Genomic DNA, 17,307 nt, shown 5'->3' on the forward strand with positions numbered 1-17,307 from the left:
GATGCCCTCGCAATGGTTATCGAGGACATCTTCAAGGCCTTGGGCGATCCCACCCGCCTGCGCATCGCCCGCCTGCTCGGCGCGATGGAGCTGGCGGTGGGCGAGCTTGCGCAGGTGCTCGGGCAAAGCCAGCCGCGGGTGTCGCGCCATGTCGGGATCCTGTGCGACGCGGGCCTTGCCGAGCGTCGCCGCGAGGGCAGCTGGGTGTTCCTGCGCCAGGTCGAAGCCCGCGGCGCCTTGGTCGAGGCGGTGCAGCGCCTGCTCGCGGTCGCCGAGGCGGAAGAACCCGCCTTTGCCGCCCTGTGCGAGGCCGACCGCAAGAAACTCGCCGCGATTCGCGAAGCGCGCGAAAGCGCCGCCGAACATTACTTCGCCCGTCACGCCGGCGAGTGGGACGAGCTGCGCGCATTGCACAGCGCCGATGACGAGGTCGAACGGCGATTGGCCGAGGCGCTGGCGGACGCGCCGCTCGGCCACCTGCTAGACATCGGCACCGGCACGGGCCGCATGGCCGAGCTGTTCGCGCCCCATGCCGAACGCATCGTCGCGCTCGACAAGAATCTCGAAATGCTGCGCGTTGCCCGTGCCAAACTGCAACATCTGCCCGCCGCGCAGATCGAGCTGGTGCAGGGCGATTTTGCCGAATTGCCGCTGGCCGATGCCAGCTTCGATACGGTGGTGCTGCATCAGGTGTTGCACTTTGCCACCGATCCCGCCCCTGCGCTGGCCGAGGCCGCGCGCGTGCTGCGCCCCGGCGGGCGGATCGCGATCGTCGATTTCGCCAGCCACGATCACGAAGAGCTGCGCACCCGCCATCAGCACGCCCGGCTCGGCTTTTCGGACCGCCAGATGAGCGAGCTGCTGCGCGCCGCGGGGTTCGCGCCCGCTGCGCCCCAGGCGCTCGAAGGCGGGCCGCTGGTGGTCAAGATCTGGACCGCCAAGCGCCGCGCGACCGCTTCCTCTCCCAAGCCTGCTGCTCTGGAATCTGCCAAATGACCCCGACGCTCGACCAACTCCACGAATACCGCACCGCCACCGATACGCCGCTGTTCAGCGGGTTGCCGGGCGATGTTGCGGTGAGCTTCGAATTCTTCCCGCCCAAGAGCGAGAAGATGGAAGAGCAGCTGTGGGATGCGGTGACGCAGCTCAAGCCGCTGGGGCCGAGCTTCGTTTCGGTCACCTATGGCGCGGGCGGCTCGACGCGTGAGCGCACCCATGCGACGGTCGCGCGCATCATCGCCGAGGCCAAGCTGCCCGCCGCCGCGCACCTCACCTGTGTTGCGGCGAGCAAGGCCGAAATCCGCGAGGTCGCCGAGCAGTATTGGGAAGCGGGCGTGCGCCACATCGTCGCGCTGCGCGGTGACGCGGGCGAGCCGGGCGCGCCCTTCACCCCGCACCCCGAAGGCTATGCCAGCGCCGCCGAGCTGGTCGCCGGCCTCAAGGAAATCGCCCCCTTCGAGATCAGCGTCGCCGCCTACCCCGAGACGCACCCCGATGCCGATTGCCCGCAGGCCGATATCGACAATCTGAAGCGCAAGATCGACGCCGGGGCGACCCGCGCGATCAGCCAGTTCTTCTTCTCCGCCGAAACCTTCTTCGCCTTCCGCGACAAGTGCGCGGCGGCCGGAATCGATGCGCCGATCCTGCCGGGCATCCTGCCGGTCACCAACGTCGCGCAGGCGAGGAAGTTTGCAGGCGCGTGCGGAGCGGCGATCCCGGCGTGGATGGACGGACTGTTCGAAGGCCTCGACGAAAAGCCCGCCGCGCGTCAGCTGGTTGCCGCCACGGTCGCTGCCGAACTGTGCCGCCGACTTTACGCGGGCGGCGTGCGCGATTTCCACTTCTATACCCTCAATCGCCCCGATCTGGCCTATGCGATCTGCCACCTGCTCGGGAAGCGTCCTGTCGGAGACACCGCATGAGCGCGCGCCAGCAACTCCTCGATGCCGCGAAAAGCCGCGTGCTGATCTTCGACGGCGCCTTCGGGACCCAGATCCAGAACCGCAAGCTGTCCGAGGCCGATTACGCGGGCGATCTTGGCCTGCCCGCCGACCAGAAGGGCAACAACGATATCCTCGCGCTGACCCGCCCGGACGTGATCGCCGACATCACCCGCGCCTATCTGGATGCGGGATCGGACGTGGTTTCGACCAACACCTTTTCGGCCAACCGCATCTCTCAAGCGGATTATGCCGCCGAGGGTCTGGTGCGCGAGATCAACCTCGCCAGCGGCCGGATCGCGCGCGGGCTTGCTGATGAATATGCGGCGAAGGACGGCAGGCCCCGCTTTGTCGCGGGAGCTATCGGCCCGACCAACAAGACGCTTTCGCTGAGCCCCGATGTCGAAGACCCCGGCTTCCGCGAGATCGACTTCGACGAGCTGGTCGCGGTCTACAAGGAACAGGCCGCCGCGCTGGTCGAAGGCGGCTGTGATTTCATCCTGATCGAGACCGTGTTCGACACGCTCAACGCCAAGGCCGGAATCATGGCGGTCAAGCAGCTGGAGCGCGAGCTGGGCCGGGAAGTGCCGGTGATGATCTCGATGACGCTGACCGACCTGTCGGGCCGCAACCTCTCGGGCCACACGGTCGAGGCGTTCTGGTACGCGGTGCGCCATGCCAAGCCCGTCACCATCGGCCTCAATTGCAGCTTCGGTGCCGAGCAGCTGCGCCCGCATGTGAAGGTGCTCTCGCAGATCGCCGACACGCTGCTGATGATCTACCCCAACGCGGGCCTGCCGAACGAGCTGGGCGAATATGACGAGCTGCCCGACACCACGGCGGGGCTGGTCAAGGACTGGGCCGATCACGGCCAGGTCAACATTCTCGGCGGGTGCTGCGGCTCCTCGCCGGCACACATCGCTGCCATCGCCAAGGCCGTGGCGAACAGCGCGCCGCGCGTCATCCCGCAGCCCGAACCGGCGATGAAGCTGGCGGGGCTTGAGGCCTTTATCGCCGCATAGAACACACCCCGTTCGTGCTGAGCCTGTCGAAGCACCGTCCTTTTCTACCGAAAGAAAATGCAGCCCTTCGACAAGCTCAGGGCGAACGGAATTGAGAGACTGAATGTGAACCAACCCTCCTCCTCCCGCTTCATCAACATCGGCGAGCGCACCAACGTCACCGGATCGGCGGCGTTCAAGAAGCTGATCATGGCGGGCGATTATGCGGCAGCCGTGGAAGTCGCGCGCCAGCAGGTCGAGAACGGCGCGCAGGTGATCGACGTCAACATGGACGAAGGGCTGCTCGATGCGGTCCACGCGATGACGACCTTCCTCAAGCTGATCGCCGCCGAGCCCGACATCGCCCGCGTGCCGGTGATGATCGACAGCTCGAAGTTCCACGTGATCGAGGCGGGGCTCAAGTGCGTCAGCGGCAAGCCGATCGTTAATTCGATCAGCATGAAGGAGGGCGAGGAGGCCTTCCTCCACCACGCGCGCATCTGCATGGATTACGGCGCGGCGGTGGTGGTGATGGCCTTCGACGAGACCGGGCAGGCCGACACCAAAGAGCGCAAGGTCGAAATCTGCAAACGCGCCTATGATCTGCTGGTGGCCGAAGGTTTCCCGCCCGAAGACATCATCTTCGATCCCAACATCTTCGCGGTCGCCACGGGGATCGAGGAGCACAACAATTACGGCGTCGACTTCATCGAGGCGGTGAAGGAATTGCGCGAGTTGTGTCCGCACGCGCATTACTCGGGCGGGCTCTCCAACCTGAGCTTCTCCTTCCGCGGCAACGAGCCGGTGCGGCGCGCGATGCATTCGGTGTTCCTCTACCACGCGATCCCCGCCGGGCTCGACATGGCGATTGTCAATGCGGGGCAATTGGACGTCTACGACCAGATCGACCCTGCCTTGCGCCAAGCCTGCGAGGACGTGATCCTCAACCGCGATCCTGACGCGACCGAGCGCCTCATCGCGCTCGCCGAAAGCTTCAAGGGCAAGTCTGTCGCCGACGAAAAGGCCGCCGAGGAATGGCGCGGCTGGGCGGTCGAGAAGCGGCTGGAACACGCGCTGGTCAAGGGCATCGACGCGCATATCGTCGACGACACCGAGCAGATGCGCGCCGCCATCGCCGCCGCCGGTGGGCGCCCGATCGAGGTGATCGAAGGCCCGCTGATGGACGGCATGAACGTGGTCGGCGACCTGTTCGGATCGGGCAAGATGTTCCTGCCGCAGGTGGTGAAGTCCGCCCGCGTGATGAAGAAGGCCGTCGCCCACCTCATCCCCTTCATCGAGGCCGAGAAGGACTTGCTCCCCGAAGAGGAGCGCAAGGCCAAGGGCAAGATCATCATGGCGACGGTGAAGGGCGACGTCCACGACATCGGCAAGAACATCGTCGGCGTGGTGCTCCAGTGCAACGGCTATGACGTGATCGACCTCGGCGTCATGGTGCCCTGGCCGACGATCCTCGCCGCCGCCAACGACAACAAGGCCGACATGATCGGCCTGTCGGGCCTCATCACCCCTTCACTGGACGAGATGGTGACGGTCGCCGAGGAAATGCAGCGCGCCGGCATGACCATGCCGCTGCTGATCGGCGGGGCGACGACCTCGAAGGTCCACACCGCATTGAAGATCGACCCGGCTTATGAAGGCCCCGTGATCCACGTGCTCGACGCGAGCCGCGCGGTCGGGGTGGCCTCCAAGCTGTTGTCCGATACCCAGCGCGACGAATATGTCGCGCAGGTCGAAGATGAATATACCCACGTCCGCGATGCGCGTGCGGGCAAGTCGCAGAGCGTGCTGCTCAGCCTCGATGAGGCGCGGGCGAATTTCTACGACGCTTTCCTGTCGGACAAGCCTGCCCCGCCGGAGCAGCCGGGGGTGCACGTCTTCCCCGACTGGAGCCTCGAACACCTGCGCGGCTTCATCGACTGGACGCCGTTCTTCCGCGCCTGGGAGCTCCACGGCAACTACCCCGCGATCCTCAAGGACGAGGTGGTGGGCGAGACCGCGACGCAATTGTTCGCCGATGCCAATGCGATGCTCGACACGATCATCGCCGAAAAGTGGCTGACCGCGCGCGGCGTGGCGGGGCTGTGGCCCTGCGCGCGCGACGGGGACGATGTCACCATCCACCTGCCCGAAACCGAGGAGCACGTGCGCCTCCCGTTCCTGCGCCAGCAGGTCAAGAAGAGCCGCGACCGCGCCAATATGTGCCTTGCCGACTTCATCGACCCCCATGGCGACTGGATCGGGGGCTTTGCGGTCGGTATCCACGGGATCGAGCCGCATTCGGCGCGGTTTCAGGCCGACAAGGACGACTATTCCGACATTCTGCTGAAGGCGCTGGCCGACCGCTTTGCCGAAGCCTTCGCCGAAGCCCTGCACCAGCACGTGCGCACCACGCTGTGGGGCTATGCGCCGGGCGAGCAACTCACCTGCGAAGCGCTGATCAAGGAAGAATATCGCGGCATTCGCCCCGCGCCGGGCTATCCCGCCTGCCCCGATCACTCGCTGAAGCCGATCCTGTTCGACCTGCTCGACGCGCCTGCCAACGCAGGGCTGACCCTGACCGAAAGCTTCGCCATGTGGCCGACGGCGGCGGTTTCGGGCTTCTATTTCGGCCACCCCGAAAGCCAGTATTTCGGCGTCGCGCGCGTCGGGCGCGATCAGCTGGAAGACTATGCCGCGCGGCGCGGGGTGAGTGTCGAGCAAGCGGAGCGCTGGCTGCGGCCCAATCTCGATTGAGCCGCCACGCTGCGCGGGCTAGGCCTTTGCGCCGGGCCGGGGTTGAAGGAGCGTGAGGTTGCAGGTTCCTGCCAAGAGCGTGATCCGGTCGCTCCAGACCCGCGTCCCCGGCCTGTGGGAGGCCAAGCATCGCCTCTACAACCGCCTCACCCGCCATTTCGGCCTGATGATGGAGGACGAATTCCGGCTGCTGTCGCGGATGGGGCGGATCGGACTGGTGGTCGATATCGGCGCGAATTACGGCCAGAGCATCCACGCGATCCGGCGCTGCGCGCGGCCTGCAAGGATCGTCAGTTTCGAGCCGATCGCCGCGCTGGCTGCGCGCCTCAGGCAGGAATTTTCAGGCGATCCGGCGGTGGAAATCCACGATTGCGCGCTCGCGGAAAGTGCCGGCGAGCTGACGCTGCACGTGCCGCGCTACGATCGCGCCGTGCTCGACGCGCTGGCCTCGCTCGACCGCGAGGCGATCGTCAATTGGCTCGCCAATCCCTACCACTTCTGGAACTTCGACCCGCGCAAGCTGACGATCAGCGCGCAAGCCGTGACCGTGCGGACGCTCGATTCCTTCGGCTTCGCGCCCGATGTGGTGAAGATCGACGTGCAGAAGATGGAACAGGCGGTGGTCGAAGGCGGGCTCGAAACCTTCCGCGCGCATCAGCCGCTCACTATCGTCGAGGCGCCGTCCCCTGCGGTGATCGATCTCTTTGCCGATTGCGGGATGAAGGCCTATGCCTACGCCGGCGGAAGGCTGCGCGGCACGCGCGGCGAACGGGTCAACATGGTGTTCCTTGGGCAGGCGATGCGGTCGCGTATCGGGCTGTAGGCGGGGGCGCGGGGCCGGAGAGGTTCGGGGATGCGGAGCGAGACGGCGAGGATGACGTGGATGCGCGCTCTGGCGCTGCTGCTGGGCTGCGGGCTTGCCATGGCCCCGTCGCTGGCCACTGCGCAGGACACGCCGCCACCCGCCGCGGTGGTGGTCGCCTTCGACCGCGAGACCATCACCCCGCTGATCGTCGAGGGGCTGGCGAACAAGGAGACGGGACGCGCGGTGGAGGCCAACGATCCGGTGCGGATCGCGAGCATTTCCAAGCTGATCATGGCGCTCACCGCGCTCAGGCTGGTGGACGAGGGGAAACTCGATCTCGACCGCGACGTTTCGGACTATCTCGGGTGGAAGGTCCGCTCGCCCTACCACCCGGACGCGCCCGTCACGCTCGCTCACCTGCTGTCGCACCGCGCGGGGCTGTCGGACGCGGCAGGTTACATCATCCCGCTGGGAGAAAGCCTTGAAGCCAAGTTCGCCGACCCGGCGGCGTGGCGCGACACTGGCCCGCCGGGGGAGGCGGCGTTCGAATATGCCAATCTCGGCTCGCCGCTGGTGGCGACCGTGCTCGAGAAGGCCTCGGGCGAGCGTTACGACCGGCTGGTCGAACGGCTGGTGTTCGCGCCGCTGGGGGTGAAGGCCTGCCTCAACTGGATCGGCTGCGGCCCGGCAATGGAGGCGCGTGCGGTCACGCTCTACCGCGACACGGGCGAGGTGGCGAAGGATGCCCCGGCCGAGCTGCCGCCTGCCTGCACGATCCCCGTGGCCGAGGGCGTCGCCTGCGATCTCGACGCCTATGTCCCCGGCACCAATGCCTCGATTTTCTCGCCCCAGGGCGGGGTGCGGATCGGGATGGTCGATCTGGCGACAATCGGGCAGGCGCTGATGCGCATGGACACCGCGGCCGACTTTCTGTCGTCCGCGTCGCAGGAGCGGTGGATCTACGCCATGATCAACGCCGCGAACCATCTGCCGCCGGAACTGACGTCGCCGGACTTCTGCGGTTATGGTCTTGGAACCTATGGTCTGTCCGATGCGCCGCCATGTCATGATGATCTGTTCGGCGATGGCCGCGAGCGGATCGGACATGGGGGCGAAGCCTATGGCTTGCGGTCGGGCCTGTGGCTCGATCTGGACGGGACAGGCATCGCCTATTTCACCACCGCCGTTCCCCCGCCGACGGGCGAGGTGGAGACCGCCGCCGCCGATCCGCGCGAGGCCGCCTTGATGCAGCGCGCGCTTGCGCTGACGCCGCCGCCATCGGACTGACCGTGAACGACATCGCAGGCCCCCGCCCCGGCAACAGGCCGCCGCCCGGACGCATCGTGCTGCTGGGCGGGCTGGTCCTGCTAGTCGCCTATATCACGCTGTGGGCGCTGGTGCCCGCTGACTCCGCGCTGCTGGCGAAGCTGTGGTTCCTGCCCGGCGTCGGCATCGTCGGCGCGATTATCGCCAACACTTCCGGCACCGGCGGGGGCGTGGTGTTTGTCCCCGTGTTCAACGCCCTGCGCGAACTCGGCATCATGAGCCTTTCGCCGCTGATGGTCGTCGGCGTGTCGATGGGCATCCAGAGCTTCGGCATGACCATGGGGAGCCTGCGCTGGACCGACCGCCTGCTGCACCAGCCCGCGCCCGGCCCGCTGGAGGCGCAGGTGCGCCCCCGCGACTTTGCTACCGTGGTTCTCGCCGTGCTGGCGCTGTCGCTGCCCGCGATGCTGGCGACCCAGCGCCTGACCGCCTTCGACCAGCAGGACGTGCTGTTCGCCTACAAGGGCTTCTCGATCCTGCTCGGCACGGCGCTGATCGCGGCGACCTGGACGGTCAACGCCGCGCGGCCCGAGCGCGCGCGGCTGGCGCGCGGCGACCTCGCCGTCCTGCTGGCGCTGGCAATCCCCGGGGGCATGATCACCGCGCTGTTCTCGGTCGGGATGGGGGAACTCGTCGCGCTCTACCTGTTCATCCGCCACTATCCGGTGCTGCTGTGCACCGGGGCGGCCTGCGTGATTTCGGCGGCAAGCTGCCTGTCGGGCGTGGTGTGGCATATCGAGGCCGGCACCATCCAGTGGGAGGTCGTGCTGCTGGCCGGCCCGGCGGCGGCGCTGGGCGGATTTCTCGCCCGTCCCATCGCCCTCTGGCTGGGGGCGAAACGGCTGAAGACGCTCGACGGCAGCTGGATCGTGCTTTCGGCGCTCTACTTGCTGTGGCTTAACTGGCGCTAGGGCCAAACGCCCGATTGACGCGATGCAGCAATTCGCGCATCGCTCGGGCGTCTCCCGCGGCAGAAGTGATTCTGGCGCGGGCAGGCGAGCGGGAGAGCCCGATGCCTTCACATGGAGGCAAAGGCGCCGAAGGAGCAACCGCCCCGGAAACTCTCAGGCCACCGGACCGCTCGGCTGCGTGACACTCTGGAAAGCGTCTCTGGCACAGTGTCAGGGGCCACCGAAGGGGAGGTTGGCCGCCTGCGGCCTGCCGAAGCTCTCAGGTCACCCGACAGAGGGGGCAGTTACAGGGCGGCGCGCCTCGCGCTGCCTTACTGCCGTATTCTGCCGGGAAGGCCCCTGATGAGCGACCACGACACCGACGAGCAACTCGAAGACCTGCCGCTCGACGCGCTGCCGCTCGACGCATGGCACCGTGCGCGCGGTGCGCGGATGGTGCCCTTTGCGGGCTACGAGATGCCGATCCAGTACGAGGGCATCGTCGCCGAGCACAACTGGACGCGCGAGAGTGCGGGCCTGTTCGATGTGTCGCACATGGGGCAGTTGCTGCTTGACGGGCCTGATCTTGATGCGGCGGTCGAGGCCATTTTGCCTATCGATCTTTCGACCCTCAGGTTCGGACATCAACGCTATTCGCTTCTCCTCGACGAGGAGGGTGGGGTGCTCGATGACCTGATGGTCTCCCGCTGGATGCACTCGCTCTATCTCGTGGTGAACGGTGCGACCAAATGGGACGATATCGCGACGCTGCGCGAGGCCCTGCCCGACGATATCACGCTAAATCATATGGACGACTACGCGCTGCTGGCGCTCCAAGGGCCGAAAGCGGTCGATGCGCTTGCTCGCCATGTGCCCGAAGTCACCGACCTAACGTTCATGAAGTTCGCACCGGTGACCATTGCGGGCCATCGCGCGACTGTAGCGCGGGCGGGCTACACCGGCGAGGACGGGTTTGAAATCTCGCTCCCCGCCGAGGCCGCCGCCGAAGTCGCCGACCTGCTCTGCGCCGAGCCCGAGGTGAAGCCCATCGGCCTCGGCGCGCGGGACTCGTTGCGGCTTGAGGCGGGCCTGCCACTCTACGGCCACGACATGACGCCTGAAACCTCGCCGATCGAAGCGGGGCTCACCTTCGGCATCAACAAGCGCCGCCGCACAGAAGGCGGCTTCCCCGGCGCTGACCGGATCATCCGTGAGATCGCCGAGGGCACGGCGCGCAAGTGGGTCGGCCTCAAGCTCGAAGGCCGCCTTCCGGCACGCGAAGGCGCGGAAGTCTTCGTGGGCGCGGACAAGATCGGCACCGTCACCAGCGGCGGCTTCTCGCCCACCTTGGGCGCGCCCATCGCCATGGCCTATGTCGCCTCCGCGCACGCCGCACCCGGCACGCAACTCGAGGTGGAAGTCCGGGGTAAGCGCCTCGCCGCCACCGTCACCCCCACGCCTTTTGTCCCCCACCGCTATTTCAGAGGGAGCTGAACGATGCCGCGCTACTACACCGACGAACACGAATGGATCGATGTCGAAGATGACGTCGCAACGGTCGGCATCACCGACTACGCGCAGGGCCAGCTTGGCGACATCGTCTTCGTCGAACTGCCCGAAGTCGGCGCGATGATCGAGCAGGGCAAGGACGCCGCTGTGGTCGAAAGCGTCAAGGCCGCCTCCGACGTCTATGCCCCCATCACCGGCGAAGTCACCGAGGTGAACCCGGCGCTGGAGGAAGATCCGGCGCTGGTCAATTCCTCGCCCGAGGAAGATGGCTGGTTCTTCAAGATGACCATCGCCGCCGAGGCCGAGCTCGACGCGCTGATGGATGAAGACGCCTACAAGGCCTTCGTCGAGAGCCTGTGACCACGACGCCGCCCGTCAGGATCACGCCAATCGGCAAGAGCGCGGGAGGCTGGCGGTTGCTGGTCGCCACCCCGCTCTATGACGGCGCGCAGAGCGATTATCTGCGCGCCGTTGTCGGCCTGACGAGCGCGGCGCAGCAGGCGGGTGTGGCCTGCACCTTCGCCTGGCTCAGCAACAATGCCGCGATCGACCGGGCGCGCAACGCACTCGCCGCGGCCTTCCTGCAATCGGATGCGACGCATCTGATCTTCATCGACGGGGACATCGGCTTCGTGCCGGACGAGCTGCTCGATCTGGTGGCGCGGATCGAGGCCGATCCCGCGCTCGCCGTGGTCGGCGCGCCGTGCCCCAAGCGGATGGTCAACTGGCCGCTGGTCGCCGCCGCCGCCGCGCGCGGGTTGGCCGGGGGCAATCCGGTGATGCTGGAGCGCTTTTCGGGCGTTTTTGCGTTCGATCCGCTCGATCCTTCGGGCCAGCACCGGCTCGATCAGCCGATCGAAGTGCGGCGGGTGGGCACCGGGCTGATGGTGGTGCGCCGCGACGTGATCGAAGCGCTGGCCAATCGCCACCCGGAGCTGCGCTACACGCCAGACGCGCTCGACCGCGAGAGCGGCTTGCAGGCCGAACATATCACCGCGCTGTTCCAGCCGATGATCGACCCTGACAGCGGCCACCTCCTGTCCGATGATTTCGCCTTCTGCCACCGGGTGCGCGATGCGGGTTTCCGCATCTGGATCGCGCCGTGGATGCGCACCACCCACACCGGCCCGGCGCGCTTTGCCGGGACGCTTGCCGATCTGGCGCAGCTCAGCGCCGCGCCTGCTCCCGCCTGACATCTTCACCACCAGCCACGGAAAACCTCTCCCATGCGCTACCTTCCCCTTACCGATACCGACCGGCAAGCGATGCTGGCGAAAATCGGCGCTGCGAGCGTCGATGACCTGTTCGTCGACGTGCCCGAGGTGGCGCGGCTCGACGGCCCGATCCACGGCCTGCCGATGCACGCCAGCGAGATGGCGGTGGAACGCCACATGAAGGCGCTGGCGGCGAAAAACCTGGTCGCGGGCGAGGTGCCCTTCTTCCTTGGCGCGGGCGCATACCGGCATCACGTTCCGGCGAGCGTCGATACGATCATCCAGCGCGGCGAGTTCCTGACCGCTTACACCCCCTATCAGCCGGAAATCGCGCAAGGCACGCTGCAGGTGCTGTTCGAATTCCAGACGCAGGTTGCGAGGCTCTATGGCTGCGCGGTCGCCAACGCCTCGCTCTACGACGGTTCGACCGCCTGTTGGGAGGCGGTGGCGATGGCGACCCGCGTCACCCGCAGGAAGCGCGCGGTGCTTTCGGGCGCGCTCCACCCGCATTATGCGCAGGTGGTGAAGACCATGGCGCACTTCACCGGCGACACCATCGCCGACGCGCTGCCCGCGATCACCGCCGATCCCGATCTCGAAGGCCTGATGTCGCGCATCGACGAGGATACCGCCTGCGTGGTGGTGCAGTATCCCGATATCCTCGGCCGCATCAGCGACCTGACCCCGGTCGCCGAAGCCGCCCACGCCAAGGGCGCGCTGCTGGTGGTGGTCAATACCGAGCCCGTGGCGCTCGGCGCGATCAAGTCGCCGGGCGAGATGGGCGCGGATATCGTGGTGGGCGAGGGCCAGTCGCTCGGCGTCGGCCTGCAATTCGGCGGGCCCTACCTTGGCCTCTTCGCAGTGCGCGATCCCAAGCACGTGCGCCAGATGCCGGGCCGGTTGTGCGGCGAGACCACCGATGCCGAGGGCAAGCGCGGCTTCGTGCTGACGCTCTCGACCCGCGAACAGCACATCCGCCGCGAGAAAGCGACGAGCAACATCTGCACCAATTCCGGCCTGTGCGCGCTGGCCTTCACCGCGCACATGACGCTGCTGGGCGAAAAGGGCCTGCGCGAGCTGGCAGCGGAAAACCACCGCCTCGCCTGTCTTGCCGCCGACCGGCTTGCCAAGGTGCCGGGGGTAGAGGTGCTCAACAACGCCTTCTTCAACGAATTCACTCTGATGCTCGGCGGCAAGCCTGCGCGCCAGATCGTGCGCGATCTGGCCGACCGGGGCGTGCTGGGCGGGGTGTCGCTCGGGCGGCTTTATCCCGGCGTCGCAGCGCTCGAACACGCGCTGCTGGTCGCCGTGACCGAGACCACCACCGAGGACGATATCGAGCGGCTCGCGACCGAGCTCGAAGCCGCCATCAAGGAGACCGTGTGATGAACGCCCCCAACAAGAGCGGCTGGAAACCCGAGATGCAGGCTGCCGAAGACGGGTTCCTCGGCGGCCCCGTCACCACCACCGGCAACCGTGCGCTGATGCTGGAAGAGCCGCTGCTGTTCGAAATCGGCCGCGCGGATGTGACCGGCGTCGATCTGCCCGAAGCGGACGCCAGCGCCCCGACCCGCCTCGGCGGGCTGGAGCGTGCCGAAGCGATCGGCCTCGTCGGCCTGACCGAGCCCGAGGCGGTGCGTCACTACACCCGCCTCAGCCGCCAGAACTACGGGATCGACCTCGGCTTCTTCCCGCTCGGCAGCTGCACGATGAAGCACAACCCGCGCCTCAACGAGAAGATGGCACGGCTGCCGGGGTTTGCCGATATCCACCCGCTCGCGCCGCAGAACGCGGTGCAGGGCGCGCTCGAGGTCATCAGCCAGCTGGGCGAATGGCTGTGCAAGCTCACCGGGATGCCTGCCGTCGCGATGAGCCCCAAGGCGGGCGCGCATGGCGAGCTATGCGGCATCCTCGCGATCCGCGCCGCGCACGAAGCGCGTGGTGACGCGCGCGAGGTGGTGCTGGTGCCCGAAAGCGCCCACGGCACCAACCCCGCCACCGCCGCCTTCGCCAATTACCGCGTCGAGGATATCCCCGCGACGCCCGAAGGCCGGGTCGATGTTGCGGCATTGAAGGCCCGGCTTGGCCCCGATGTGGCGGCGGTGATGATCACCAACCCCAACACCTGCGGCCTGTTCGAAAAGGACTTTCGCGAGATCGCCGATGCGGTCCACGCGGCGGGCGGCTACGTCTATTGCGACGGGGCCAACTTCAACGCCATCGTCGGCAAGGTGCGCCCCGGCGACCTTGGCGTCGATGCGATGCACATCAACCTGCACAAGACCTTCTCCACCCCGCATGGCGGCGGCGGGCCGGGCTCCGGGCCGGTGGTGCTGTCCGAAGCGCTCGCCCCCTTCGCGCCGCTGCCCTTCATTCGCCAGAACGAGGGCGGGGAGTTCTACCTCGTCGAGGAAGAAAACCGCGAGGAACGCGGGCCGAGCTTTGGCCGCATGACCGCCTTCCACGGCCAGATGGGCATGTTCACCCGCGCGCTGACCTATATGCTCAGCCACGGCGCGGACGGGCTGAAGCAAGTGGCCGAGGATGCGGTGCTCAACGCCAATTACATCCTGCGCAGCATGGAGGACATTCTGCACGCCCCCTTCGCCGCCAGCGGCCCGTGCATGCATGAGGCGCTGTTCGGCGACAAGGACTTCACCGATGGGCTCTCGACGCTCGATGTGGCGAAGGGGCTGATCGACGAGGGCTATCACCCGATGACGGTCTATTTCCCGCTGGTGGTCCACGGCGCAATGCTGGTCGAGCCGACCGAGACCGAGAGCAAGGCGGCGATCGACCAGTTCATCACCGCCTTCCGCAGCGTCGTCACCCGCGCGCTGGAAGGGGACGAGGCATTGAAGCAGGCCCCCTACTACGCCCCCCGCCGCCGGCTCGACGAAACGGCGGCAGCCCGCAAGCCCAAGCTGGCTTACGAGGGGTAGGCCAGACCCTCTCGTTTACACCGGGATGCTTTATGATTTGGGAGGGGCGGGCCGCGTGTCCGCCCCTTCGTTTTCTGGCGCGACCACCAGCCGGAACTGCTTGAGGTTCACGATCGCAAGGTAGAAGCCGACCACGGTCAGCACGCTCGACCCCAGCACCGCAAAGCCAGCGCCCTGCGCGCCCTTCCAGTCGATCGCGAGTTGCAGCATCACCAGCGCAAGGATCGTCGGGAACAGGCGGACGAGGAAGGCGATATGGGCCTTGCCGGCCGAAATCAGCAGCGATTCAAGGCTCGCCCCCACCAGCTCGACCGCGCCTGCGATGCTGAGGATGATCATCGCCCAGTAGAAGCCGGTGAACTCCTCGCCCGCGATCAGCGCCAGACCGGGGCGGCCGAACAGGATCGCGGTCACCACCGCCGTCACCCCGGCGATGGCGGCGATATTCGCCATGCGCCGCGCGATCTCCACCGCGCCGTCGCGCGATTGCACCAGTTCGGGCAGGATCGCCTTGGAGATCGTCTGCGCCAGCGCGATTAGCGCCACGCCCAGCTGGTTGGCGATGCGGAAACCGCCCGCCAGATAGGCCCCGCCAAAGGTGCCGACCAGCAGGATCATCACCTGCTTGCCCGCCACGGCGAGGCTCCCCGACATGTTGGTCGACAGCACGAAGCGCCAGGCATCCTTGTGCCGCGCCGGTATCGTGCGCAGGCTGATCGAGGCGAGGCTGACCGGCTGCACGCGCAAAGCGACGATCCACAGGGCGATCGCCGTGCCGACTTCGGACGCGGCGAAGGCGAGGATGAAGCCGGTCACATTGGGCATATAGAGCCACGCCAGCCCGGCCCCGGTCGCGCGGATGATCGGTTGCACCGCCTCGGCCCAGGTCGCGCGGCCATATTCGGAATGGAGGCGCAGCATCCCCGTCGGCGTGGTGCGGATCGTCAGCAGCGAGATCACGCAATACCAGAACGTCAGCCACATCAGATCGGGCGGCACGTCGAGCCACAGCGGCGCGGTGACCACCAGCACCGCCGACGCGAGCGTGCCGACGGCCATCGACAGGAAATCGAGCGCCACGGCAAATCCCGTCGCCTCACGCGCACGTTCGATATCGACGCCGGGATTGTCCGGGTCGGCGCCCCAGCGCACGATGAACTGCCAGGTCTGGAAGCTGGAAAAGCCCGTTACCGCCTGCCCCAGCGCGATGATCAGCGCAAAATAGCCGAACCCGTCGGTGCCCAGCGTGCGCGCGGCGATGGCGAGGTAGACGAGGCTGAGCACCGCGTTGAACCCGCGCCCGCCGAGCAGCCAGCCCATATTGGCGAAAACCCGCTTCATCGTGTGTCCGGGGCAGGCTCTGTCATTCAGCCGGAAAGGGCAAGGGCGGGTTTACCATGTCGCGGCGACGCTTAGCCGCAAAAGGTGCATCCCGCCAAGCGCGGATGGTGAGCGAAGCGCAACAAATGCGGCAAGATGCGCCGAAGGTTCAGGCAGGGCAGCGCTTGCGGCGGATCGGCTGCCGAACCGCGTCGAAATCGGGACCGGGCAGGTAGAGCAGCCACTCCCGATCATTCGACTGATCCAGCTGGAGCTTGACCGTCTGCTTCCATTGCTCCCCTTCACCCTCCATCGCGAGGGCGATCACGATCGCGCCGTCGCCGCCTTTGGTCACGTCCGTCACGGTGCCCTGACTTTCGTAGAAGCCGAGCGTTTCGGGCCCGATTTCGAGGCGGAGGTCCGAAGCGGGGTCACAGGTGCCGGTTTCGGCGTCCCACACGCCGTGGAAGGCAGCCGGAATTGCTGTCAATGTGCCATCCGTCGCGGTCGCCGGAGGCGCATCGCCCGGCGTGCCTTCGGTATCTGCGGTAACGACCTCGACGGTGGCCGGCGCTGCGGGCGGTTCGGCGGTTTCGCTGCCGCAAGCGGCAAGCGCGAGGAACGGCAATGCGACCGCGAGCGAAGTTTTCGGCATCATTTCCCGTCCTCCGGCTTCACCAGCACTTTCGTTTCGAACAGCCAGCTCATCATCTCGGTGCCCATCCACAAGGGGGCGAGCGGCGGCTGGATGTCGCGTTCCCACGCCATCATGCCCGTCAGCGTCCCTGAGGTATAGGGCACATCGGGCATCGCGGCGGCCAGCTCTGCATCGGCATAGGCCTCGTCGGCGGTGATGATCGTCCAGCCGTCCTTGCGCAGTTCGGCGACGAGATCGCCGATGAACAGCGCGGCGAGATCGGTTTCGTGGAGCAGCATCACCTGCGGCGGAACGCGGCCGAGCGTGCGCCGGGCGAGCGCTTCGTGATAGGCGATGCCGCTCATCTGCGATTGCAGGTAGAGCTTGCGCAGCGCCTTCATGTCCATCGGCTTGCCGTCGCGCTTGGCGTCGATAGTCAGTTGCTCGAGATGCCAGTCCGATCCGTCGGCGGTGACGTAGCCGTTGCGCAAGCCCCGCGCCCCCAGCCCCTCTCGCAGCGCGTCGCGCCGGGCCAGATCGCGCCCGCCTTCGTCGAGATAGGGGAAGCGGAACCAGGCGCGGTAGCCCGGCCGGCCAGCCAGCCACGCGCTCGCCCGGTCGATATCGGCAAGATAGGCGTCGGCCTCGGTCTTGCTCAGGCGCGTGTGGTCGTGGCTGTGATTGGCGATCACGTGCCCGGCGGCGACATAGGCGGCGATGCGCGCTTCGCCGCCTGCGCCGTCGGGGTTTTCAAGATTGCCTGTTGTGACGAAGAACGCCGCCTGCTCCACCCCCGCTTCGCGCAGGGCGGCGATCAGCCGCTCGGTGCGCTCCTCGGGGGTGAAGAACGCGCCCACCTGCCGCGGAACGTCATCGAAGGTGAGCGCGATGCGCTTGTCCTGCGCCGCCGCCGGGGAGGAGAGCGCGAGGACTATCAGCCAGAAGGCCGCGAGGAACCGGCGCAAACCC

At 67.1% G+C, this 17,307-nt stretch carries 15 protein-coding genes and 2 riboswitches; of the genes, 12 read left to right on the plus strand and 3 right to left on the minus strand.

Features of this window, described 5'->3' with window-relative positions; genetic code table 11:
* Positions 1–12 precede the first annotated feature (12 nt).
* From E2E27_RS06085 to gcvPB, 12 genes are all read left to right on the plus strand, one after another.
* On the plus strand, positions 13–996 hold the full coding sequence (locus E2E27_RS06085; RefSeq protein ID WP_141458134.1) for an ArsR/SmtB family transcription factor: 984 nt from the start codon (positions 13–15) through the stop codon (positions 994–996).
* Positions 993–1,922 carry a methylenetetrahydrofolate reductase [NAD(P)H] gene (metF, locus tag E2E27_RS06090; protein ID WP_141458135.1) on the plus strand — a complete coding sequence of 310 codons (930 nt, stop codon included), beginning with the start codon at positions 993–995 and terminating at the stop codon, positions 1,920–1,922. The genes E2E27_RS06085 and metF overlap by 4 nt, the downstream gene beginning before the upstream one ends.
* On the plus strand, positions 1,919–2,962 hold the full coding sequence (locus E2E27_RS06095; protein WP_141458137.1) for a homocysteine S-methyltransferase family protein: 1,044 nt from the start codon (positions 1,919–1,921) through the stop codon (positions 2,960–2,962). The genes metF and E2E27_RS06095 overlap by 4 nt, the downstream gene beginning before the upstream one ends.
* A 57-nt stretch (positions 2,963–3,019) precedes the next feature.
* Positions 3,020–5,695, plus strand: a complete 2,676-nt coding sequence (gene metH / locus E2E27_RS06100; RefSeq protein WP_141458139.1) for a methionine synthase — start codon at positions 3,020–3,022, stop codon at positions 5,693–5,695.
* Positions 5,696–5,753: 58 nt separating this feature from the next.
* Entirely contained in the window at positions 5,754–6,518 is a 765-nt protein-coding gene (locus tag E2E27_RS06105; protein ID WP_181443594.1) for an FkbM family methyltransferase, read from the plus strand.
* Positions 6,519–6,578: 60 nt separating this feature from the next.
* Positions 6,579–7,787, plus strand: coding sequence for a serine hydrolase domain-containing protein (locus E2E27_RS06110; RefSeq protein ID WP_181443595.1), 1,209 nt, complete (start codon positions 6,579–6,581; stop codon positions 7,785–7,787).
* 2 nt (positions 7,788–7,789) lie between these two features.
* Positions 7,790–8,737, plus strand: a complete 948-nt coding sequence (locus E2E27_RS06115) for a sulfite exporter TauE/SafE family protein (RefSeq protein ID WP_181443596.1) — start codon at positions 7,790–7,792, stop codon at positions 8,735–8,737.
* Positions 8,738–8,816: 79 nt separating this feature from the next.
* Positions 8,817–8,916, plus strand: a riboswitch (glycine riboswitch).
* Positions 8,917–9,022: riboswitch (glycine riboswitch) on the plus strand.
* 57 nt (positions 9,023–9,079) lie between these two features.
* On the plus strand, positions 9,080–10,210 hold the full coding sequence (gene gcvT, locus E2E27_RS06120) for a glycine cleavage system aminomethyltransferase GcvT (protein WP_141458144.1): 1,131 nt from the start codon (positions 9,080–9,082) through the stop codon (positions 10,208–10,210).
* Between the two features lie 3 nt (positions 10,211–10,213).
* Positions 10,214–10,585, plus strand: a complete 372-nt coding sequence (gcvH, locus tag E2E27_RS06125) for a glycine cleavage system protein GcvH (protein WP_141458145.1) — start codon at positions 10,214–10,216, stop codon at positions 10,583–10,585.
* Entirely contained in the window at positions 10,582–11,418 is an 837-nt protein-coding gene (locus tag E2E27_RS06130; RefSeq protein WP_234036213.1) for a glycosyltransferase family protein, read from the plus strand. The genes gcvH and E2E27_RS06130 overlap by 4 nt, the downstream gene beginning before the upstream one ends.
* Before the next feature lie 33 nt (positions 11,419–11,451).
* Positions 11,452–12,825 carry an aminomethyl-transferring glycine dehydrogenase subunit GcvPA gene (gcvPA, locus tag E2E27_RS06135; RefSeq protein WP_141458146.1) on the plus strand — a complete coding sequence of 458 codons (1,374 nt, stop codon included), beginning with the start codon at positions 11,452–11,454 and terminating at the stop codon, positions 12,823–12,825.
* A complete protein-coding gene (gene gcvPB, locus E2E27_RS06140) occupies positions 12,825–14,381 on the plus strand; it encodes an aminomethyl-transferring glycine dehydrogenase subunit GcvPB (RefSeq protein WP_141458147.1) in 1,557 nt (518 codons plus the stop codon). The genes gcvPA and gcvPB overlap by 1 nt, the downstream gene beginning before the upstream one ends.
* A 30-nt stretch (positions 14,382–14,411) precedes the next feature.
* Here the strand turns inward: gcvPB and E2E27_RS06145 are convergent, their stop codons facing one another.
* The 3 genes from E2E27_RS06145 to E2E27_RS06155 all read right to left on the minus strand — a co-directional run bounded on the left by E2E27_RS06145 (position 14,412) and on the right by E2E27_RS06155 (position 17,303).
* Positions 14,412–15,722 (minus strand): lipopolysaccharide biosynthesis protein, encoded by a 1,311-nt coding sequence (locus tag E2E27_RS06145; RefSeq protein ID WP_141458148.1) that lies wholly within the window; start codon positions 15,720–15,722, stop codon positions 14,412–14,414.
* A 148-nt stretch (positions 15,723–15,870) separates the two neighbouring features.
* Positions 15,871–16,359 (minus strand): hypothetical protein, encoded by a 489-nt coding sequence (locus tag E2E27_RS06150; protein ID WP_141458149.1) that lies wholly within the window; start codon positions 16,357–16,359, stop codon positions 15,871–15,873.
* Positions 16,356–17,303, minus strand: coding sequence for a polysaccharide deacetylase family protein (locus E2E27_RS06155; protein WP_141458150.1), 948 nt, complete (start codon positions 17,301–17,303; stop codon positions 16,356–16,358). Before E2E27_RS06155 ends, E2E27_RS06150 begins: the two co-directional genes overlap by 4 nt.
* Between the last annotated feature and the right edge of the window lie 4 nt (positions 17,304–17,307).

Source organism: Porphyrobacter sp. YT40 (assembly GCF_006542605.1).
In the GTDB taxonomy this organism is placed as follows: Bacteria; Pseudomonadota; Alphaproteobacteria; order Sphingomonadales; family Sphingomonadaceae; genus Erythrobacter.

Excerpts from the sequence above, each read along its gene's own strand:
- gcvPA (WP_141458146.1), top strand. The coding sequence starts at position 11,452 with ATGCGCTACCTTCCCCTTACCGATACCGACCGGCAAGCGATGCTGGCG.
- E2E27_RS06110 (WP_181443595.1), top strand. The coding sequence starts at position 6,579 with ATGCGCGCTCTGGCGCTGCTGCTGGGCTGCGGGCTTGCCATGGCCCCG.
- gcvT (WP_141458144.1), top strand. The coding sequence starts at position 9,080 with ATGAGCGACCACGACACCGACGAGCAACTCGAAGACCTGCCGCTCGAC.
- gcvH (WP_141458145.1), top strand. The coding sequence starts at position 10,214 with ATGCCGCGCTACTACACCGACGAACACGAATGGATCGATGTCGAAGAT.
- gcvPB (WP_141458147.1), top strand. The coding sequence starts at position 12,825 with ATGAACGCCCCCAACAAGAGCGGCTGGAAACCCGAGATGCAGGCTGCC.
- metH (WP_141458139.1), top strand. The coding sequence starts at position 3,020 with ATGCAGCCCTTCGACAAGCTCAGGGCGAACGGAATTGAGAGACTGAAT.
- E2E27_RS06095 (WP_141458137.1), top strand. The coding sequence starts at position 1,919 with ATGAGCGCGCGCCAGCAACTCCTCGATGCCGCGAAAAGCCGCGTGCTG.
- metF (WP_141458135.1), top strand. The coding sequence starts at position 993 with ATGACCCCGACGCTCGACCAACTCCACGAATACCGCACCGCCACCGAT.
- E2E27_RS06145 (WP_141458148.1), bottom strand. The coding sequence starts at position 15,722 with ATGAAGCGGGTTTTCGCCAATATGGGCTGGCTGCTCGGCGGGCGCGGG.
- E2E27_RS06150 (WP_141458149.1), bottom strand. The coding sequence starts at position 16,359 with ATGATGCCGAAAACTTCGCTCGCGGTCGCATTGCCGTTCCTCGCGCTT.
- E2E27_RS06085 (WP_141458134.1), top strand. The coding sequence starts at position 13 with ATGGTTATCGAGGACATCTTCAAGGCCTTGGGCGATCCCACCCGCCTG.